Source organism: Frigoribacterium sp. PhB116, from assembly GCF_004364285.1.
GTDB lineage: Bacteria > Actinomycetota > Actinomycetes > Actinomycetales > Microbacteriaceae > Frigoribacterium.
In genome coordinates, this window is record NZ_SOBE01000005.1 from 134,260 (window position 1) to 154,737 (window position 20,478).

Here is a 20,478-nt window from a genome sequence, read left to right on the forward strand (position 1 = left end):
CTCAGTGGGTCTCGGCGGTGTCGTTCTCGTCAGGCCAGCTCGACCAGTGGGGTGCTGCACGCATTCAGCATCGGCTGGCGTGCAGCATCCGAGTCGAGATAGCGAGACGGTTCCGCTCGGTCGGGACGTACGCGGCTGCCTCTGGGCAGAGTCCTGAGCGGCTGGGGCGTCTGCTCAGGGGTGAGGTCGTGATGCGTCTGGAAGACGTGGCAAATGCCCGTCGCCATTTGGGCGTCTGAGGGAACCTGGCCGACGCGGGAAGTGATCGTCCTGTCCCTATACGGACGTCATGGCCGCAGCCTCGGCTCGCGCCGGGGTGGTAGCTATCACCGAAGTGAGTCCCGCCGGGGGTCGTCGTCCGCTCTGGCGACGTAGGGCAAGAGCCGGTCGAGCGCTTCGGCTGACTGCAAGCCGGCGACCTCCAGCAATAGGTCGAGGGGCGTCCCCCGCCGGAGGTGTTCCACGATCCAGGTCGCTCGCATGCGTCGGGACTGCAGCTCGACCGTGGGGCGCGGATTCCGACTGACGAAGTCAGTGACGAGATTGATGTTCCCGCCTCGCTGACCGCTCCGGAATGCCCACCGGGAGGCTGCCTTGGACGCCGTTCGGCACTGCAGGAGGGGGGCCCACTGGGCAAGAACCGGGACGTCTCTCGCATCGTCACCCGACACGCGCACCATGACGCCCCGACTATCTGAGGTGATGTCCACGAGTTCTAGATCGATGATCTCCCGCCCCGTCAGTCCTGCCCCGAGTCCGAGCGCGAGGAGTGCGCCGGCGCTGGTCGTCCGTTCCTCGTCGTGCTGGCTACCGGCCCACGACAACAACGAAGCCACCTCGCTCGGGGTGTACGGACGTGACGCCTCAGCCTTGCCCAGGGCCCGGAATGTACCCGCAGCTTCGTCGCCCAGGAGCGCCTCCGACGTGCGTCTCAACCGAGCGCGCAGGGTGTTCTTGCCGGCCCTGCTGTACTGCCCGAGGTGATGTTGCACGAAGCGGTTGATGAACCGCGGGTCGAAGACGTTGTCATCTTCGAGGGGAACGCTCGCTGTCGCCCAGGCGAATAAAGCGAGACGGGAAACGGCCGGGTAGAGCTCCTTCTCGGAGTACGGCGTTCTGTGGGCTGTGTCTCGGACGACGCGCTGCACGTAGGGGCGGATGGCGGCCCACTGATCAGCAGGCATCTTCGGCGTGTACTGGTAATGAGCCGCAGCCGGCACCTCAGGCTCCCTCTCGGCCATGCGCCTCACCGCGTCGAGCTGCCGTTCGCGGCGTTCGTCAGCTTCATCGCTCACCAGCGCTCATCTCCAAGCTCGAAGGTGGTCATTACAATGACCAATTTGTGATACGTTCGACGGGGCGGCCGTGCGTGCGAGCTGGCGCGCCTAGCCTTGCGGCATGGGTAGAACTGCGCGCGCGAAACCAGCCGCGTTGGCCCCGTCCCCGTGGCCAGACGTTCGCTCGAACGACCCGATCGGGGAAGTGGCTCGCAGATTCGCGCAGAACCTTCGTCAGGCCGTCGGCAGTCGCAGCATCCGGTCGGTAGCCGAAGCTTCAGGTGTCACCCATACGACCCTGCTGAGCGTCCTTGCGGGCCAGGTGTGGCCGGACCTCGAAACGATCGCGAAGCTCGAGCGGGGGCTCGGCGTATCCCTCTGGCCGCGCCACAGCTGATCGTTCCAACGTGGCGGTCTCGGTCATGTCGATTCATCAGGCCTTTGCCCGCCCCCGGGGGCTGTCTGCGGCGAGGCTCTGTCGGGAACGTCCACCATGGTCACCTCGTCGGCCCTGGGGATTGGTGCGAACCGTTGCTGGTCGGCAGTGGGAAGTTCGTCGAGCCAGACTGCTCCTCGCTCTACCAGCCGGGCTCGAAGTGACGTTCCGGTGATGTTCTCTGCGGCGTCAGTGACCGGAGTTGCCTCGAGTTGGAACTCGCCGAGCCTGAGGCACAGCTCGAGATAGGTCAGATAGGTCTGTCGCACATGGGCCAAGAGCTCGTCGGGGGCATCTTCGGTACTCGTCTCGCGGAGCACGTCCGACGTCGGTGCCCAGCTGATCGACGCCTCGTGCTCATCTGTGGCTGCTGTGAGGCCCGAGAGTGGGCCGGCAGGATGAGCTCTCCATGTGACGCTGCTGCTTGGCCGGGCTAGGAGCGAGTCGCTCAGGTCCAGGACTAGCCCTTGAATGGTGATGATGCCGAAGGCCTTGCGCTGCCCCGAGGTCGGCTTCGCTTGTTTGCTTGCATTCATGGTCATTACTATTACCACCATCCATGCGAAGGGTCCAGGATCACGAAAAGTTAGAAGGTGGCGGGGTGGCCGAGGGCGAGCAGGCTGGAGGGCAACACGCGATTGTCGGATTAGGCGCGAGCCCGCCGCGCGTGGTCGTGTGGGGGGCGGATGTCTCGCGCGAGGCTCCAGGCTGGCGACTTGTTGGAGTCGATCTGGGAATGAGGGACGGGAGGCCCTTCGGGTCTCTCCACTTCGAGGCGGTTGACGGATCGCGCCGCGCTCGGGTCGCTGTCCGGTGGGACCACGTGTACGACCAGTTGCAGTGCTTCGTCACGGATCGGAGCTTTGCGGCGGAGGGTGAGCGCCTCGAGCGAGATGCTCGGCACCGTGTCGGCACGCTGATGGCCGCGTACGCGCAGATCGGGCTTGCAATCGTCGCTGGAACTGTCGCAGAAGGCTCACTGAGGGCCGCTTCGAACCTCGTGCCGATCGGTCCGAGGCATCCCGATTGATTGCCACTCGGGGGGTGGCGCGGTGAGCCCAGAACCCTTCGCAGAGCATCGGCCCAAGGTGATCACTCCTCGTAGTCGACTGCGCCTTCGATGACGAGAAACAGCATGAATAGCTGTTCTGCGAGCACTGCCAGGTCATAGGCGACGTCTTCCACCTGTGCCACGGTCAATGTGCGGTCCACCGTCCCTTTGGCCCTGACCCGGCTCGCCGAAGCTGGTCCTTTACCCGGTGTGGTCCACGCCCCGTGCAGCAGGTGGTTCCGGCTCTCCATCGCAACCCTCGAGTCGGCGGACAATCGCGTGAACATGTCGCGGACCTGCCCCTCGAAGCGGTGCAGCTTCACGAGCTTTGCGCCCAACTCGAGCAGGCCGCTGAAGGAGGCTCCCCGAGTCACCACAATTCCTATTTCGTTTGTCTCGCGGTCATCGTCGCTGACGAGGGGCATGACTGTGAACGCCAGCGTGCGCTCCAATCGAGCAGACCAGTACGCGACCTCGCCCATCGCGACCAGGTGCTCTCGATCGAGGCTGGTGGCGCGTACTCGGGCACGGTGTTCGGGAGAGGGGCGCTCGATCATGCATCAGCTCCGAGGGAGGCGGGCACCGATGCTAACGGGGTGACCGTCAACGGCTTGACTGGCGATAGGTGCCCAGGAGCCGACCGGGTGGCCAGGTTTCTTCCTGGCCCGCCCTCGCTTTTCTGCATCGGCTGGGCCGACCCTCCAAGACCTGCCTGGGCGTCATGCGGGGCTGTGAGGTAGGGAGCGACGATCGGCGAACAGGCGCATTCGAGGAGGGGCGACGAGGTCATTTCGGCAGTGTCACATAGGGGCCCGTCACCGGAATCTGTTTCGGACCACCTATCTGCGACAGTCGGATCAGTGCAGCTCTGAGGAAATGGTCGAGGTTGGCGATCGTCCGGTGGACGATCGCTAAGCCGCTTCTCTACTCGTTCTGCTTGAGCGTCAAAGGCACGGGGGTCCAGGTGCGGCCGTTGTCGTGACTGACGACAATGGCTCGATCATCGACGGCGAATTGAACGGTCTTGTCGCCTATGTCGATGATGTCGAAGGCTTGCGGTTGGCCTTCGAGCTGTCCGACCTGTGACCAGGTTGCGCTCCCTGGATCGAGAGACCATACGGTGCCGTCAATGGTTGCGCCAGCGATCGAATATGCAGATGAGGCGACGTGCACAAGTGGCGGCGCCTCGGGGCTAGGGGTCAGGGTGGCGCCGCGGTCGGTGCTGCGTTCCAGACCATCGGGACCTGCGGCCCAAAGGATCTCGGGGTTGGCCGAGTCGACGGCCAGTGACAGGGCCGTTGTTGTTGCTTCCGTTGTCCAGGTCGCACCGTCATCGTCGCTCCGAAGGATGGCCTGGGTGGTCGAGTTCAGCCCAAGGACGCTATCGGCGGCCGTCGTCAGGTCGTGAAAGTCGGCTTTGCCCTCCAGGCTGATGGTCTGCCACGTTGTCCCCGAGTCCTCACTGCGAAGCAGCCCCCGGTTGGACGGCGCTGTCGTCGGAGCGGTGACTGCGGGGTGGCCTGAGGCGATGAGTACGTCTTGCGGCGTGGTCGTGAGCCCCATGACGTCGAACCGGTCGTCACCGACCGGGATCAACGGTGCCTCTCGGGGGCGATCAGGGTCGACCGCGGTCAGGGCGAACTTCCACAGGCCGGTGTGTGTGCCCACGAGGACAACGGGGGAGTTGTCCACGTGAGCAAACGCGTGGACGTGTTCCAGGGATGCGTCAGCCGTCGGAGGGGCGGTGGTGGCGTTCGTGCACGCGGCCATGCCGAGGATCACTGCAGTCGTAGCGGCGAGTCCGGCGAGGGCTTTCGTGGGGCGCATGTGTGACGTGGTGATGGTGGTTTCCTGTCGGGCGGGCGGTCAGCCGAGTCGAATGCCGCGGGCGGACATGAAGGGCGCGGGGTCCGTGGAGGTACCTCCTGGTCGCACTTCGTAGTGCAGATGGCAGCCGGTGGACCCGCCTGTCGAACCGGCACGAGCGATCAGTTGCCCGGCTTCGACCCGCTGGCCGCGGCTGACGAGCAGCCCACCGTTTTCGATGTGGGCGTAGCCGGTCTGAATGCCGTTAGCGTGTTCGAGGAGGATCCAGTTGCCGTAGCTGCCGTAGACCCCTGAGTAGGCCACGGTGCCGGCCGAAGCGGCGTAGATCGGTACCCCGCATCCCCCAGCGATGTCGATCCCGGAGTGCAACTTCCAGACCCGTTGAATGGGGTGAATTCGGTACCCGTAGGCGCTGACCATTCGACCGGTGGTGGGGTTGGCCCATCCGCTCCCGGCTACTTGACCGGCAGACGTTGCAGCCGCGGCCGCAGCGGCAGCCCGGGCGGCTGCTTCCGCCTGGATGCGTGCCCGTTCTGCGGCGCGGGCAGCTTCGCCGGCGGCGAAGTCCTGCTCGGTCGCGGCACGCTGATCCGTGAGCACGGCAAGCTGCGCTTGCAGCTCAGCTTGCTTGTCGACTTGCACTGCCAGTGCCTCATCGGCTGCCGCGGAGGCAGCCTCGGCGTCCCGGCGGGCGTCATCGGCTTCCTGGCGGAGAGCGTCGCGGGCGTCCCGGGCGAGGGCCGCCTGATCACCGAGGCCCTGAGCGATGTTCTGATCCTGGCTTGCGTCGACGTAGATGCCTTGGCTTGTTTCAGCGAGCTTGTCGGCAAACCCCAGCTGAGAGAGAAAATCGTCCGGGTCCTGGGCGCCGGTGAGCAGGGTGCTGGTCAAGTCCTGGCCGCCGCTGCGTGCTTGCGACGCGATGATCTGAGCTGCCCGGTCTCGAGACTGGGTGGCGGTGGCCTCGGCTGTGCGGGCCTGCTCCTGGAGTGTGTCTGCTTGGTACGCCGCGTCGAGGAACTGAGCGTCTGCTTCCTCGTACTCGGCGCCACGGGTCAGAGCGAGCTCAGCGCTGGCAGTGGCCGCGGAGTCGAGTTCTGCGATCTGCGTCGTGATCTGCGCCACGAGGGCCTGGCCTTCCGTTTCGGAGGCACGAGCTGCTTCGACCTCGGCCCACGTCGGGTACTCAACTGCGGACGCCTGCCCCACCGGGGTGAGGACGGCAACAACCATCGCCACCACCGTGATGCTCCCCAGAACGAGCCTCACCCGGAAGGGACGGATGATGTGGCCACGACCGGGTGGCTGTTGTGCGGGCGTCATGTCAGAGCACCCGGCCGGCGTTGGTTTCGAGCCACAGCTGCGGGTCGATCTGAAGTGTGCCGCCAAGCAAGATGCTCAGGTGCAGGTGCGCACCGGTGCTGACCCCGCTGTTGCCTACCCGGCCCACCAGGTCCCCGACATTGACACGGTCTCCGACCCGCAGGGGGCTGGAACCGAGGACCATGTGGGCGTAGAGGCTGCTGACGGTCTGGCCATCGATCTGGTGGTCGATGATGGCGTACTGCCCGTACGCCCCGCCCATCCCCGACACACGAACGGTGCCGGCAGCGATCGCCCCGATGGGGGTGTTCTTGCCCGGGACCATGTCGATTCCCTCGTGCATGGCCGAACACGCACCGCACGGCCGCGCCCGGGGCCCGAAGTCCGAGCTGAGGGGGGTTACCCCAGGGAAGGGCCACCGAATGTCCCCGGTCCCGGTATTGACCTGGGCTGCTGCTCCGGCACCTCCCGAGGTAGCACTTTGTGTGGTGGCGAGTGCTTGCTCGGTCACGGCGTAGCCGTCTCGACCGTCAACGGACAATGCCACCACGGAGGCGGCAAGGGATTGTCCACTGATCGGGGCAACAACACTCGTCGGGGTGGCCCCGCCCGCCAGATCAGAGGCAGTAGCCGGGGTCGTGTTCGCGGTGAAGAACATCGCCACCGCCAGCGCCCCGATAACAGGACCCAGGGTGCGGAGCTTGCGGGGACGAGCCGGTACCGACCAGGCGCTCTCGGGGAGCTGCTCCACAGCCCACGGCCGGGCTCGAGGTGCTGCTCCGGGAAGTGTTGCTCGAAGCTTGGTTCGGGCGGTGGATGGGAGCGGTTCTGCTGCTTGGTAGGTGCGTCGGCGGGGGGCCGACGGTGAGGAGGAGGGGCCGGCGGTGCGTTCGCGGGCGAGCGCTTCCCGGCGAGTGAGGGCGGCAGGAGGCACGGGGGCAGAAAGATTTTGGGGCACCAGGAAGCTTTCGATGGTGTGAGAAGTACGACGGGTGCGCGGGCACAGGGCACCGCCCAGGGGCAAGGCACCGGCTGGGTGCCTCGCCCCGTGGAAGGGTCAGAGGGAGCTGAGAAGGCTGTCCATCTGGTCGATCTGTGCCGTCTGAGATTCGACGATGTTCTTCGCCATCTCGACTGCGTCGGGGTTTTCCCCGCCGTCGACTTCCTGCTGCGCCATGTCCACGGCGCCCTTGTGGTGCTCGGTCATCTGCTCCAAGAACAGGCGTGACGCCTCCGTGCCCGAGGCATCCTCGAGGGAGGTCATGTCGGATTCGCTCATCATGCCGTCCATGGAGTGATCCATCGACGCAGACGTGTCCTGACCCCAGTCACCCAGCCACGTGGTGAGCTGATCGATCTCAGGCCCCTGCTCGTCCTTGATGGTTTCTGCCAGCGCGAGGACGTCGGAGTCGACGGTGTCGCCCTTGCTGATGAGGGTGTCGCTCATCTCGACGGCCTGCTCGTGGTGGGGCAGCATCATCTGGGCGAACATGACGTCCTGGTCGTTGAACACCGCCGCCTCAGAGGCAGCGGACGATCCCGAGGACGTGTCGGAGGTGGAAGTGTCGGCGCAGCCAGCGAGGGCCAGCGCGGCGATGACGGCGGTGGCGCCAACGAAGAAAGTTTTGGTGCGGTTCATGGTGTGTGTCCCTTGGGGTGAGAAAGTGTGCGGCACGCTGAACGGCCGCGGGTCTCGTATCGGGGAGCTGGTCCCCAAGGGGCAGGTTTAGACGCGGAGAATGCTGAGCTGCGCCAGATTCGGAGCAGGGCGCAGGACGGTGATTGTCGGCAGTGCCGGCATCTCGCCCAGGGTCTTAGACAGGATGAACAAGGCGCGGGCTCCCCGGCGTCGCAGGAGCGCCCAAGTGGACACGATCAACACCATCAGGCAGGCCATGCCCATGATCGCGCAGAGCATCGCGCAGAGCCCGCCGCAATCATCAGCGCCCGCCACGGTGACGTCGCCTGTGCCCGCAGGCGCAGCCGAGAACGCCGTGGTGGTCGCGGTGGTGTCGTGGGCTGTTGCGGCGTCGTGTTCGTGACTGGCGGTTGTGGTGGCCGTGTGGGTTCCGGTGTGACCGGCGAGCGTGTGCATCAACAGGGCACTACCGACCAGAAGGAGAATCAGCACCACCGCAGTCGCCAGACGCCCCAACCCCGTAGGGATGCGCGTCGGGTGGCCGGTCATGACTCTCCTTTGGTGTAGTCGGTCAGAGTGTACAAGTCGAAGACGAGTGCACCCAGTGGGTTCCGGGCGTTGCGAGCTGAGGTGAGACGCCGGTCAGCGGTGGCGGTGCAGGACCGTCTCGACGCTCGCTTTGGGGCTGAGATCCAAGCGTCGAAGCAGTTGAGCATTGAGGGCGACAACGATCGTGGACACCGACATCAGGAGCGCGCCGATCGACATGGGGAGGATGAACCCGACAGGGGCGAGCACCCCGGCAGCGAGAGGCACGGAGAGCAAGTTGTAGCCAGCAGCCCACCAGAGGTTCTGGGTCATCTTCCGATAGCTGCTGCGGGACAGTTCGATGACGGACAGCACCGACCGTGGGTCATCCGAGGCCAGGATCACCCCTGCGGAGGCAATGGCGACGTCTGTTCCCGCACCGATCGCAATCCCGACGTCGGCCTGCGCGAGGGCCGGGGCATCGTTCACCCCGTCACCCACCATCGCCACTTTGTGACCCTCCGTCTGGAGCTGTTTGACCTTGGAGGATTTGTCCTCGGGGCGGACGCCGGCGAAGTACCGGCTGATGCCCAGCTCCCGGGCAACGGTCGAGGCGACAGCGTCGGCGTCGCCGGTGATCATCACCGGCTCCACACCGAGCGCTTTTAGCGCGTCGATCGCGTCGCGGGACTCCGGGCGCACCTCATCAGCCAGCGCAAGCGCGCCCGCCACATGCCCGTCGATCACGATGTGCAGAATGATCGAACCGTCCTCCCGCCACGTGTTCGCGATCTCAAGTTCGGTCCCGTGTTCCTGGGTCAGCAGGGCAGGGCCACCCACCTGCACGTGCCGGCCGGTCACCGTGGCGCTGACACCGACCGCGGGGGATGAGGTGAAGTCAGTTGCCGGCGCCAGGGCCAGGTGTCGTTCGCGGGCGGCAGTCACGATCGCTTTCGCGAGGGGATGCTCGGAATCGTTCTCCGCGGACGCCGCGAGGGCGAGGAGTTCGTCCGCGGACATCGTGCCAACAGGTTCGATGGCGGTCACGGCCGGGGTGCCTCGGGTCAGGGTGCCGGTCTTGTCGAACAGGACAACGCTGACGGTCCGCATGCTCTCCAACGCCAGGCGGTCCTTGACGAGTACCCCGCCCCGGGCGGCGCGCTCGGTCGCGATCGACACGACCAGGGGAATCGCCAATCCCAACGCGTGAGGGCACGCGATCACCAGCACGGTGATCGTCCGAATGACGGCCTCGTCGGGTTGTCCCACCAAGCTCCACACGATCGCGGTGATGATTCCCGCACCCAGGGCGAACCAGAACAACCAGCCCGCCGCGGTGTCGGCGATCCTCTGCGCGCGGGAGGAAGAGTTCTGTGCGTCTGTGACGAGGCGTTGAATGCCGGCCAGGGCGGTGTCGTGCCCGACTGCGGCGACGGTGACTCGGATACCGGAATCGGTGGCCACGGTTCCCGCGATGACCTGGTCGCCAGCCGCCCGGCGAACGGGGCGAGATTCCCCGGTGATCATCGACTCATCCATGCTCGCCGATCCGTCCGTGATGACCCCGTCAGCGGGCACTCGGCCCCCAGGACGGACGACGATCACATCCCCTACGACAAGAGATTCCGGCGGCACGGTTTCGGTGGTGTCCCCAGTGACACGTTCGGCTTCGTCGGGGAGGAGGGCGGCGAGAGAGTCAAGGGCTGACGTGGTCTGGGCAAGGGAGCGCATCTCGACCCAGTGACCCAGGAGCATGATCACGATCAGGAGCGCCAGCTCCCACCAGAAATCGAGCGCCGCATCCAGAAGCGACAGGCTTGCCCCAAGGGATGCGATGAACGCCACCGTGATCGCCAACCCGATGAGGAGCATCATCCCCGGTTTCCGTGCCCGCAGCTCCGACACTGCCCCGACGAGGAACGGCTTCCCGCCCCACACGTACATCACGGCTCCCAGGAGCGGCGAGACCCAGGGAACCCAACCTGCGTCGGGGAGGCCATAGCCCAAGAGCATCGAGAACATGCTCGAGAACCCCACGACTGGGACTGCGATGACGAGCATGATCCAGAACAGTCGGCGGAACTGCGCCACATGGTCGCCGTGCCCACCGTGACCTGAGCCGTGGTCATGACTGGAGGTGTGCCCCGATTCCTCAGAGGCTGCGGCGTCAGCCTCGAGAGTGCCGTGATCGTGCTGGTGTCCGGACTGCGCCATGAGCGTGCCTCCTAGATGCTCACAGTTGAGCACTCGTTGTCTGCCGCCAAGCGAAGTCGCGTGGCGGCTACCAGGCCTAACGCTATACCCCCCTGGGGTATATTCCCATTTCACTGCCTGCATTCTCAGAAGCAAGCAAGATACCCCCTGGGGGTATGCTTTGGGCAGCAGACGTTTTCGGAGGGATTCCATGACAACCCATGTCGGCTACATCGATGACAAAGCGGACCTCGTCAAGAGGCTTCGACGGGCCGAGGGGCAGGTGCGCGGGATCGCTCGCATGGTCGAGGAGGACACGTACTGCATTGACGTCCTCACTCAGGTGTCGGCAGCTACCAAAGCCCTTGAGCGCGTCGCCCTGACCCTCCTTGAGGATCACCTCGCGCACTGCGTCGCCCAAGCGGCGGCGGAGGGCGGAGACGTCGCGGCAGCAAAAATTCGTGAAGCCAGCGACGCCATTGCCCGGCTCGTTCGTTCTTGACCCCTCATCAGAAAGCGACACACCATGACGACTGACCGCCCCGAGCTGCCCCTCACCTCAGCCGGCTCCTGCTCGTGCTGTTCACTCCCCACGAGCGACAGTGAAGTCGCTGCCAAGCCCGCTGACAGTGATGCGTCACGAGTCATCCTTGTTGGCGGCATGACGTGCGGACACTGTGTCTCCAGCGTGACTGAGGAGGTCCAAGACGTTGCAGGGGTCACAAAGGTCTCGGTAGAGCTTGTGGCGGGAGGAGCGTCGAAGGTGTCAGTCAGCACTCAAGGGCACGTTTCTGACGCTGCCCTTCAGTCAGCCATCGAGGAAGCCGGATACGAGGTTGTGTCCCGATGAGCACCCCGGCTGCCATCGAGCTCGACATCACCGGTATGACGTGTGCGTCATGCGCCAACCGGATCGAACGCAAGCTCAACAAGATGCCGGGCGTGAGCGCGACCGTGAACTACGCCACCGAGAAAGCACAGGTGCAGGTCGAGGACGACGTCGACAGCAGCGCCCTGATCGCCACCGTGAACGCGGCCGGATACGGAGCTGTCATCCCGGCTCCCCCCGAAGAATCGGGCACGACCAACGAGAACACATCCACCCGCAGTGACGACGGCCTGCGTCACCGTCTGATGATCTCGACCGTTCTGGCGCTGCCGGTGGTGGCGCTGTCGATGATCCCCGCTGCCCAGTTCACAAACTGGCAGTGGCTAGCCCTGACGTTGGCCGCACCGGTCGCTGTTTGGGGGGCGTGGCCGTTCCACCGCGCCGCAGCGATCAATGCGCGACACGGGGCCGCCACAATGGACACCCTGATCAGCATTGGAGTGCTCGCAGCGTTCACCTGGTCCCTCTACGCTCTCTTCATCGGCGACGCCGGCAAACCGGGCATGCACATGTCCTTCACGCTCCTCGCGACACAACCCGGGGCCACCGACCTCTACCTCGAGGTTGCTGTTGCGGTCACCGTGTTTCTCCTCGCGGGCCGCTACATGGAGGCTCGCGCCAAGCGACAATCGGGGGCAGCGCTTCGCGCTCTACTTGAACTTGGCGCCAAAGACGCATCCCTGCTCCGTGGGGGCAGCGAACTGCGAGTACCTGCCGCATCCCTCGTGCCGGGCGATCTAATCGTCGTTCGTCCCGGAGAAAAGATCGCCAGTGACGGGCTGGTCCGAGAGGGCGCCTCAGCCCTAGACCTGAGCATGCTCACCGGAGAATCCGTCCCACTAGAGATCGGAGTTGGGGACCGCGTGGCTGGTGCGACGCTCAATGTCACTGGCCGGCTCGTCGTCGAGATCACCAGAGTGGGCGCGGACACCGAGCTTGCCCGCCTGGCAAAAATGGTGGAAGAAGCCCAAACCGGCAAAGCCCAGGTGCAGCGCCTTGCTGACCGGGTCTCAGGCGTTTTCGTACCGGTCGTGATTGTGCTGGCAATCGCCACATTCCTGGCTTGGCTGGTCTTTAACAGTTCCGTCGAAGTTGCCTTTACCGCGGCGGTGGCGACACTGATCATCGCCTGTCCCTGCGCTCTTGGGCTGGCCACGCCCACGGCACTACTCGTGGGCACCGGGCGCGGCTCCCAACTCGGCATCCTCATCAAGGGTCCGCAAGTTCTCGAACGAACCCGCACCGTGGACACCATCGTGCTCGACAAAACCGGCACCCTCACCACGGGAAATATGGCCATTCGTGATGTCATCCCGACCCCTGGCGCGGACGCCGACGACTTGCTCAGATTCGCCGCGGCCGCAGAAGCAGGATCAGAGCACCCAGTGGCCCGTGCGATCGCCTCTGCGGCAACGCCCGCCCATGGGGTTGGGGTGACGGAGGACTTCACTTCCTATGCCGGCGCCGGCGTCCAAGCGACAATCGACGGCACACGGGTGCTCGTCGGCAAGTCCTCGTGGTTGACCTCCACCTGGTCCATCGCCATTCCCCAAGATCTCATCGAAGCGACCCGCAGCGCTGAGTCGGTTGGCAATACAGCCATCACTGTCGCCTGGGACGGTCTTGCCCGCGGAGTCATCACAGTTGGCGACACCATCAAGGCAGAGGCCCCAGAAGCACTGAAGAGCTTTCGCGCCCAGGGCATGACGCCGGTCCTCCTTACCGGTGATAACAACGGCGCCGCACGCCACGTCGCCTCTCAGCTGGGTATCGACCTCGTTTTCTCCGGAGTGACTCCTCAGGGGAAGCTCGAGACGATCCGCGACCTGCAAGCTGATGGCCGCACAGTAGCCATGGTCGGCGACGGCATCAACGACTCAGCAGCCCTCGCTGCGGCCGATCTTGGCATCGCCATGGGCGCCGGAACCGATGCGGCAATCGCCGCCAGCGACCTCACCATCGTCAGCGGCAACCTCATGGTCGTCGTTGACGCGGTCCGTCTGTCGCGGGCGACGCTCCGCACGATCAAGGGCAATCTGTTCTGGGCCTTCGCCTACAACGTGGCTGCGCTCCCTGTCGCAATGTTCGGGCTTCTGAACCCAGTACTTGCAGGCGCTGCGATGGCTCTCTCCTCCGTCTTCGTCGTGACCAACAGCCTCCGCCTCCGGCGCTTCTCCTGAACCAAACACGAGTCCCCGAATGGGCTAAGGGGTCCGGACAGCTATTCCATTAGACGGTCGTCTATCGAGACAGTAAAAGCACATCGACGGCAAGGGATATCATCGGCTTGTGCCGATCATAGAAGAACTAGCTGCAGCGGTCTCGCTGTTCCATTCGCTGGCAGACCCGAGCCGTCTGCTCATCCTGCGCCGACTCAGCCAGAGCGAAGCGCGTGTCCGGGATCTCACTGACGAACTCGGTTTAGCCCAGTCCACTGTTTCTGAGCATGTTGCCTGCCTTCGAGACTGTGGCCTTGTCACCGCTCGCGCCGAGGGGCGGCAGAACTTCTACTCAGTGGCCACACCGGAAGTCCTCGACGTCCTCGAATCCGCCGAGCAGCTCCTTGCCTCTACCGGGCACAAGGTCGACTTGTGCACGACTTACGGAAGTCAGACCCGATGATCGGCACCATCGTCGCCGCGGTCGGTCTCTTCGCGGCCACCAACATCGACGACCTCGTCGTCCTGACCGTTCTCTTCGTTGCCTCGGCACGAGGCGCTCTGCCCGGGTGGAAGGTCGTTGCCGGCCAATACGCCGGGTTCGTGACCCTCGTCGCCATCAGCGTGGTGGCCGCGGCCGGGCTCACCATCGTGCCGGATAAATGGGTCGGCTTCCTAGGCCTCATTCCACTCGCCATCGGCATCTACGGTCTCGTTCGCACCCTTCGGCGCCGAGGCGATGACGACGACGACGATGACGACGCGATTTCCGCAGTTGGTCTCCTCGGAGTTGCCGGCATCACAATCGCCAACGGTGCCGACAACATCTCGCTCTACACGCCCGTGTTCCGGACAAACCCCGTGCAGGACACCGTCGTCACAATCATCGTGTTCCTTGTCCTGGTGGCGGTGTGGTGCCTCATCGCTCGCTTCATCGGAACGAGCAAAACCGTCAGTGAGCTGCTCGAAAGAGTCGAGCACTGGCTCGTGCCCGCAGTGTTCATTGGCCTCGGGCTCTACATCCTGATCGAGTCCGGCGTGCTCATCCGGCTCGTCGAGGCCCTGTCGTGACGGCCGGAGGGCGGGTCATTGGTGCAGTCGTGATCAGTGCGGCTGCGTTCGTTCTTGATCAGGTGTCGAAGGCGTGGGCGCTGTCGTATCTCGGCGCAGAGCGTCAAATCCATTTAGGACTCGGCGCAAGTCTCCGACTCGTGTTCAACCCCGGTGTCGCGTTTGGTCTCGGGGGCGAGTTCGGCCCAGCCCTGACCGTTGGCATCATCGTGATCGTTGCGGCCCTCGCCGCCTGGGTCCTTGTTCGGGCGCTGAAGGAAAGTGGGACGTTTGCGACGTTCCTTCTCGCGGTCGTTCTCGGCGGAGCCATGGGCAACGTTTGGGACCGCATCTCGCGAGCGGACAAAGGCCCCTTGTCTGGTGAGGTCGTCGACTTCATCGCGATCGACTGGTTTGCCATCTTCAATGTCGCCGACATCTTCACCACAGTCGGTCTCATCAGCTTCGCGGTTGTATCCGTGGCGTCCGGTTCAAAGCCCACCTCTCATCGAGCGTCTGGCACACCTCCGACGGTCTAAGAGGCAGGCGAGCACACGCCGACCATGTGCAATGCGCGAAGAGCAGCACGAGTCGCCAGGCGAGGTGTGGTCGCACCTATGCGTCAGCCTTGGCATCCAGGCGTCGCTGTACCGATCAGGTACCTCCCCTTGTGCCAGGTGCCAAATGCTGCCAGGGCCAGGGCGAACCTCGGAGACTGCCACCAAGAGTTTCAACGCTTCCAGGTTTCCCGAAGCAGGAAGCACACGACTTGTAAACTCCCGAACGAACTAACCTCAGGAGATCGCATGCCCGCCGTCCACGCCCGATCCCCGCTGGGCCTTGGGCGTTTGGGCATGGCTGTCCTCTTGATTCTTGTGCTTATCGGTAGCGCATTACTGATGCATACGCTCGCGGGCCCTGCCGAGGGGTGCCCTCCTTCCATGGCCAGCCATCACACCGAGACCGAGAGCGCGCATACTGCCTATGCAGAAGCTGCCCCCGTCGCTTCCTCTGCGATGCAGGACGACTGCGCGATGCTCTGCGCAATCATGGGCATGGCCTGCCTCGTGGTCCTCGTCCTGTTCGCTTGGTCAGCAACCTGGCGACGTCAGACACGTGCGTTGTTCACCCTCTCCAAGACCCTCAACACACGCCCGATTGCCCCGTCCTTCACGCTTCCACGTCTGACACCAGACTTGACACAGCTGAACATTCTCCGCATCTAAACGACCCTTGGGGATCGCTCCCCGCATGAGACCCGCGATCGCGTCACCGCGTCGTCACTTTTCTCACCCCAAGGGACAACTATGAACCGCACCAAAACTCTGCTCATCAGCGCCACGGCCATCGTCGCCACCCTCACTCTGGCTGGTTGCGCCGACACTGCCGGCAACACTTCCTCCGATAGCTCTTCGTCGTCGGAGTCAGCTGTCTTCAACGACCAGGACGTCATGTTCGCCCAGATGATGCTCCCGCACCACGAGCAGGCCGTGGAGATGAGCGACATGTTCATCGCCAAGGGCGACAGCGTCGACTCCGACGTTCTCGCTTTGGCGGAAACGATCAAGGACGAGCAAGGCCCCGAGATCGACCAGCTCACCACGTGGCTGGATGACTGGGGTCAGGACACGTCCGCGTCGATGGATCACTCCATGGACGGCATGATGAGCGAATCCGACATGACGGCTCTGGACGACGCCGAGGGTGCTGAGGCGTCACGGCTGTTCCTGGAGCAGATGACCGAGCACCACAAGGGCGCCGTGGACATGGCGCAGCAGGAAGTCGACGGCGGGGAGAACCCGGACGCAGTCGAGATGGCGAAGAACATCGTCGAGACCCAGACGGCACAGATCGATCAGATGGATGCCCTCCTCAGCTCTCGTTAAAGCCGGCAAAAAACGGCGCACTAGGCGACTCACATTGCGACCGCATAGGTGGCTTACGAGCCTCCGAGAAGCGGTTCGTTGACCTTGTTCCGGTTTGACGAAGCCCTCATTTGGCCGTGCCTTGGCGCGTGATCTTTGAGGCACCCCTAATTCTCACCCCTTTACAGAAAGACCTTTAGTCATGAATGGTGACATGTCCTCTATGGATCCCCTTTTCCCCGCCTGGGTGACACCCGTTTCCTGGTTCTTCGTTGGCCTCGGGGTGATCAGCGCAGCCGTTGTGCTGCTGCAGATCATCACCCGAGGGCGCCACCAGCGAAAGCAAGACCTAGCCATGAACGTCGTCTGGCCGGTAGCTGCTCTGTTCTTGGGCCCAGTTGCAATCTGGGCCTATAACCGATGGGGTACGACCAACCCTGCGCGGCCGAACTCAGGGCCGAGCGATGACCAAGAGGCCGCACAGACGATTGCAGGTAGCGCACCTGGGGGAGCAGCAGCAACTGTCGGTCACTTCATTGGCGTGCCACTTGTGGTCGCTAGCGGCCTCACCATTGCCGGCTCCAACCTCTGGGTGCTCATCATCGTCATCGCCGCCCTAGCGATCGGCCTCCTCTTCGTTTTCGAATACGCCGTTAGCTCCAGTGCTTCCGGAGGAGCCGGGAAGAGAAACATCGGCGTCATGGTCATCACCGCCACCCTCACCGTTTTGGCATTCGACATCGGAATGGGGGGATGGATGCTTTTCATGCACTTCGGAAACTTCATGCCTTCTCCGACCGACGTCCGGTTCTTTTTCCTCATGCAGGTCGGTTTGATCCTCGGACTTGTCACCGCCTACCCAATGGTCAAAGCGCTCCTCCGTCGACGGGCGGCAGCCACCTCATAACTCTGGGACGGAACTGACGCCCCACCAGGAGCTGTCACAGGAAACGCAACCGTTGCTCACGGATAGACACCTTGGTGTGTTTAGGGCACCTTTCTGTGGCAGCTCCGCGAGGTTAAGCGCGGTCTATGGAGCACGAGAAACGCGCCGATAAGTGACCCAAAGCCCAGAACGGCAAGAGCCGTTTCGATTTCTCCACCCCAGCGTGCGGCGGGTGTTACCGAGTTTGCAAGCGGCACATCAGCGATGAGGGCGCCAGGAGCGTGCCACGGCAACTCCTTCGAGATTGACCCGTCGGGAGCGATCACCGCGCTGCGCCCCACGGTGGAGATGTTGACGACGCTTCGCCCCAGTTCGATGGCACGGATCTGGGCGATAGCGAGTTGCTGGGCGCTTTGGTCGGAGCGTCCGAAGTCGGCGTTGTTGGACGACGAGAACAGCACCTGGGCCCCTTCGGTGACGGACTGGCGGAGTACGTCGTCGTCGACGATGTCGAAGCAGATGCTTATGCCTACGGGAACTCCAGAGATGTCGAAGATGGGGTCGGTTGTCCCTGGGGTGTAGTCGCGAGCGACCATGTCGACCAGGTCAGGTGCCAGGGATCGCCAGAACGCCCGGTCGGGGACATACTCCCCGAACGGGACGGGGTGCTTCTTGTCGTAGAAGTCGACAGGGCCGGCGCCTGGCTCCCATTGGATCTCCGTGTTGTAGGTCTTTCCGTCACGTTCCGTGATGGCCCATCCGATCAGGGGCGCAGCGGTTGCCTGGGCGATCGCATCGAATGTTGCAGCCGTGTCGTTGTCATCGAGGGGGCTTCGGTCCGTGGCGCCTTCGGGCCAGAGAACAGCATCGAGACGTTCATCGAGAAGGGGCGTGGTGGCGTCTACTTGGGCCTGGGTGAGGTCCCCGGGGTTGCTGTCGTCGAAGTAGCCCGCTGGGCCATTCCCTTGTACAGCGCCCACCCGCATTGTCCCTGTCTGCGCGAGGGGCCACGCCGGCAGACCCACGAGCATGGCGGCCGCGGCCACCGGTGCGATCCATTGGCCGGGGTGTCGCAGCGTTCTGGTGCTGACGATCTGCAGAATCATCGCGACAACGAGGACCATGACGAACCCGACACCAGATATCCCTAGCCACGCGAAGGACTCTCGGAGAGGGCTGGTGGATTGTGACATCGCGGCCCGACCCCAGGAGAACCCGCCGTACGGCCAGGTGCTCGATACCTCCTCACGGGCACACCACACCGCCGCCACCACGGCAGGGACTCCGAGGCAGGCTCCCCACGGGCCTGGCCACAGTTGGGGGAGCCATCGATACGCCAGGGTGATTGCCGTGCATCCCGCAGCGAACAGCAATGCCTGCAAGAGAACTAGCGCGGTGATCGGGACGGGCCCGAGGAAGAGCGCTACCCACTGAATGTGGAAGCCGTAGAACGAAACGCCTGCGACAAGCCCGACAGAGAACGCTGCCCCTGCGCGTCGTCCGGGTAGGGCCGCCAGGATCAACCCGATCCCCAGGAAGGCTAGAGGCCACCAGTTCTTGTCGGGAAAGGCGCCATCAAGAACGGCTCCACCTGCCGCCGCGGCCGCGAAAGCAGCAGGCAACGGCATGACCGCGGGAGCCGTCGATACCTCGACTGGCGGCCTCATGTGCCGTCGGGGTTTTCTGGCGCGTCGCCACGTCGCTGCGCGGCCCGCTCGCGTTCTTCTTTGTCGATCGCTGCGTAGGCCTGCCGTTCGTTGCGGTCGGCGCGCACGAGTGCCCGGACAACGAACCAGAAGATGAGCCCCACCACCAGGCTCGGGACGACGGAGAAGATAGCTGAGCCCCAGAACGATTCAGGCATGAGTGGCGTCCTTCGTTGTGACGGTTGGATGAGGGAGGCACAGGGCCCTTGCCGGTGGCGGAAGCGTTCTAGTCATCTCGGCCACCACGGTTGATAGTCCTGAGGTAGGCGTTGTAGTCGTCGAGCTCGGTGTCGCCCTCGACGTCGGCCCGTCTCGCCGCTCGTGCGGCTTTTCGGGTGTCCTGGCGCTGCCAGCGGGCAAGGCTGACGAGAAGGATCGCCACGACGGGGAGTTCCCCGTACGTCCACACCAGGGCACCGGCGAGCTGCTGATCGCGGAGGGCATCAATGCCAAGGCTGGGGGAAGGGGAGCTGAACGCTGCAACGAGGGGGCTGCTGCTGAAGATGAGGGTGAGGCCGAAGGCGGCGTGGATCTGCATCTCGAGGAACGCGTCGAAGACCCGAATGACGTAGGACGTCTGTCGAGGCAGCGGGTCTGTGGACACCAGGGGAACCATGATCACCACGCCCACAGCGACGAAGCCGATTTGCAGGGCCGCTCGTCCCACTTCCGTGGCGAGGAGCGCGTCGATGGCGCCGGTCAGGTAGAGCCCGAACAGCGGAACCAGCAGCAGAGGGAACACGGCGATCGGGTTCACGACTGCACGGGCGAAGCTCGATCTGAGCGACCCGACAGCTGCCCGAAGTGCGACAAGTCCTACGCCGTGCCGGGGCAGGCCGCGCAGGAGCACCGTTCCTGGTCGTCCGAGGATGAGCAGCGGCGGCACGATCATCAGCAGCGTCAGCTGCTGGAACATGAACGCCGAGAACAGTTCCAGGCTGTAGGTCTGCACCCCCGTTGCGGTGACCAGGACGATGAGTACGCAACCCAGAACGAACACCGCTGCCTGTCCGACACCAGGGCCACGCCGGCCAGGAGCAAGGGCCCGGTCTCGGCGTCGCGCCCGGCGAAACAGGAGCACGTAGCCGGCTGCCAACAGGGTGGCGCCGATCGCGACGGGGGACACTGGTCCCTGGGCCCAGCCCAGCAGAACGGCGAGGTCAAGTGCCGGCATCTCAGGCGCCCTCGTTCGAGCGGGTCACCGTGGCCAGGGCTGCTGCGAGTTCGTCGGGGTGCCGGGTGGATACGAGCCAGTACGGTGCCGGGTCTGTCTCGTCGAGAAGCTCGATCTTCACCACCGGATGCACCCATCCCCGGAATAGCGTCCACGCCCGGGCGTCCAAGCGGGGCCCGCGTTGTTGTGTGGCGTCTCCGCCGGTGTAGGTGGTGACTGTCCCGATCTCGTCGGGTGTGAGGCGGGCGGCGCCGGCGAAGAACCCATCTGGGGTGACCTGGACGACGGGCGAGGTGCCGATGAAGGCGGCGACAGAGCCGAGGTAGAGGACGGCCGCGACGATGATTCCGGCGGTGATGTTGATGGGGAGGAATACCAAGAAGGTGGCGGGGATCACCAGCACGATCGCGAGGTAAAACGCCGGCGAGGGGGTGAGTCGTTCGCGGTGCAGAGGAAGGGAAGTCATGGGTTCCTG

Annotated in this window: 21 protein-coding genes; 8 read left to right on the forward strand and 13 right to left on the reverse strand. The window is 64.4% G+C overall.

Annotated features, from left to right (window positions below):
• Positions 1–326: 326 nt before the first annotated feature.
• The 9 genes from EDF20_RS14290 to EDF20_RS14335 form a co-directional block, all read right to left on the reverse strand.
• Entirely contained in the window at positions 327–1,295 is a 969-nt protein-coding gene (locus EDF20_RS14290; RefSeq protein WP_055811461.1) for a hypothetical protein, read from the reverse strand.
• A 402-nt stretch (positions 1,296–1,697) separates the two neighbouring features.
• Positions 1,698–2,270 carry a hypothetical protein gene (locus EDF20_RS14300; protein WP_133739128.1) on the reverse strand — a complete coding sequence of 191 codons (573 nt, stop codon included), beginning with the start codon at positions 2,268–2,270 and terminating at the stop codon, positions 1,698–1,700.
• A 535-nt stretch (positions 2,271–2,805) separates the two neighbouring features.
• Entirely contained in the window at positions 2,806–3,321 is a 516-nt protein-coding gene (locus EDF20_RS14305) for a hypothetical protein (protein ID WP_133739129.1), read from the reverse strand.
• A 367-nt stretch (positions 3,322–3,688) separates the two neighbouring features.
• Positions 3,689–4,591, reverse strand: a complete 903-nt coding sequence (locus EDF20_RS14310; RefSeq protein ID WP_133739130.1) for a F510_1955 family glycosylhydrolase — start codon at positions 4,589–4,591, stop codon at positions 3,689–3,691.
• Between the two features lie 39 nt (positions 4,592–4,630).
• The gene (locus tag EDF20_RS14315; protein WP_082486595.1) at positions 4,631–5,914 is read right to left on the reverse strand and encodes a peptidoglycan DD-metalloendopeptidase family protein; all 1,284 of its coding nucleotides are present in this window, start codon (positions 5,912–5,914) and stop codon (positions 4,631–4,633) included.
• A 1-nt stretch (position 5,915) separates the two neighbouring features.
• Complete coding sequence (locus tag EDF20_RS16200; RefSeq protein ID WP_347876506.1) at positions 5,916–6,572, reverse strand: M23 family metallopeptidase; 657 nt, start codon at positions 6,570–6,572, stop codon at positions 5,916–5,918.
• Between the two features lie 399 nt (positions 6,573–6,971).
• Entirely contained in the window at positions 6,972–7,553 is a 582-nt protein-coding gene (locus EDF20_RS14325) for a DUF305 domain-containing protein (protein ID WP_056260071.1), read from the reverse strand.
• Between the two features lie 87 nt (positions 7,554–7,640).
• Positions 7,641–8,102, reverse strand: a complete 462-nt coding sequence (locus EDF20_RS14330) for a hypothetical protein (RefSeq protein WP_133739132.1) — start codon at positions 8,100–8,102, stop codon at positions 7,641–7,643.
• Between the two features lie 93 nt (positions 8,103–8,195).
• Positions 8,196–10,295, reverse strand: a complete 2,100-nt coding sequence (locus EDF20_RS14335) for a heavy metal translocating P-type ATPase (RefSeq protein WP_133739133.1) — start codon at positions 10,293–10,295, stop codon at positions 8,196–8,198.
• A 190-nt stretch (positions 10,296–10,485) separates the two neighbouring features.
• Here EDF20_RS14335 and EDF20_RS14340 point away from each other — a divergent pair, with 190 nt between their 5' ends.
• From EDF20_RS14340 to EDF20_RS14375, 8 genes are all read left to right on the forward strand, one after another.
• On the forward strand, positions 10,486–10,776 hold the full coding sequence (locus EDF20_RS14340; protein ID WP_133739134.1) for a metal-sensitive transcriptional regulator: 291 nt from the start codon (positions 10,486–10,488) through the stop codon (positions 10,774–10,776).
• A 24-nt stretch (positions 10,777–10,800) separates the two neighbouring features.
• Entirely contained in the window at positions 10,801–11,124 is a 324-nt protein-coding gene (locus EDF20_RS16160; RefSeq protein ID WP_133739135.1) for a cation transporter, read from the forward strand.
• A complete protein-coding gene (locus tag EDF20_RS14350; protein ID WP_133739136.1) occupies positions 11,121–13,343 on the forward strand; it encodes a heavy metal translocating P-type ATPase in 2,223 nt (740 codons plus the stop codon). The genes EDF20_RS16160 and EDF20_RS14350 overlap by 4 nt, the downstream gene beginning before the upstream one ends.
• A gap of 109 nt (positions 13,344–13,452) precedes the next feature.
• Positions 13,453–13,785 (forward strand): metalloregulator ArsR/SmtB family transcription factor, encoded by a 333-nt coding sequence (locus tag EDF20_RS14355; RefSeq protein ID WP_133739137.1) that lies wholly within the window; start codon positions 13,453–13,455, stop codon positions 13,783–13,785.
• Positions 13,782–14,393 carry a cadmium resistance transporter gene (locus EDF20_RS14360; RefSeq protein ID WP_133739138.1) on the forward strand — a complete coding sequence of 204 codons (612 nt, stop codon included), beginning with the start codon at positions 13,782–13,784 and terminating at the stop codon, positions 14,391–14,393. The genes EDF20_RS14355 and EDF20_RS14360 overlap by 4 nt, the downstream gene beginning before the upstream one ends.
• Positions 14,394–14,422: 29 nt before the next feature.
• The gene (locus tag EDF20_RS14365; RefSeq protein ID WP_166644838.1) at positions 14,423–14,911 is read left to right on the forward strand and encodes a signal peptidase II; all 489 of its coding nucleotides are present in this window, start codon (positions 14,423–14,425) and stop codon (positions 14,909–14,911) included.
• Between the two features lie 768 nt (positions 14,912–15,679).
• Positions 15,680–16,258, forward strand: a complete 579-nt coding sequence (locus EDF20_RS14370; protein WP_133739140.1) for a DUF305 domain-containing protein — start codon at positions 15,680–15,682, stop codon at positions 16,256–16,258.
• A 202-nt stretch (positions 16,259–16,460) separates the two neighbouring features.
• On the forward strand, positions 16,461–17,144 hold the full coding sequence (locus EDF20_RS14375; RefSeq protein ID WP_166644839.1) for a DUF4396 domain-containing protein: 684 nt from the start codon (positions 16,461–16,463) through the stop codon (positions 17,142–17,144).
• 80 nt (positions 17,145–17,224) lie between these two features.
• Here EDF20_RS14375 and lnt read toward each other — a convergent pair whose 3' ends face one another.
• From lnt to EDF20_RS14395, 4 genes are all read right to left on the reverse strand, one after another.
• Positions 17,225–18,790, reverse strand: a complete 1,566-nt coding sequence (gene lnt, locus EDF20_RS14380; RefSeq protein WP_347876505.1) for an apolipoprotein N-acyltransferase — start codon at positions 18,788–18,790, stop codon at positions 17,225–17,227.
• Positions 18,787–18,987: a hypothetical protein gene (locus EDF20_RS14385; protein ID WP_133739143.1), complete on the reverse strand. Its 201-nt coding sequence runs from the start codon at positions 18,985–18,987 to the stop codon at positions 18,787–18,789. The genes lnt and EDF20_RS14385 overlap by 4 nt, the downstream gene beginning before the upstream one ends.
• A gap of 68 nt (positions 18,988–19,055) precedes the next feature.
• Positions 19,056–20,003 carry a cytochrome c oxidase assembly protein gene (locus EDF20_RS14390; protein ID WP_133739144.1) on the reverse strand — a complete coding sequence of 316 codons (948 nt, stop codon included), beginning with the start codon at positions 20,001–20,003 and terminating at the stop codon, positions 19,056–19,058.
• A 1-nt stretch (position 20,004) separates the two neighbouring features.
• A complete protein-coding gene (locus EDF20_RS14395) occupies positions 20,005–20,469 on the reverse strand; it encodes a DUF3093 domain-containing protein (protein ID WP_133739145.1) in 465 nt (154 codons plus the stop codon).
• Positions 20,470–20,478 lie beyond the last annotated feature (9 nt).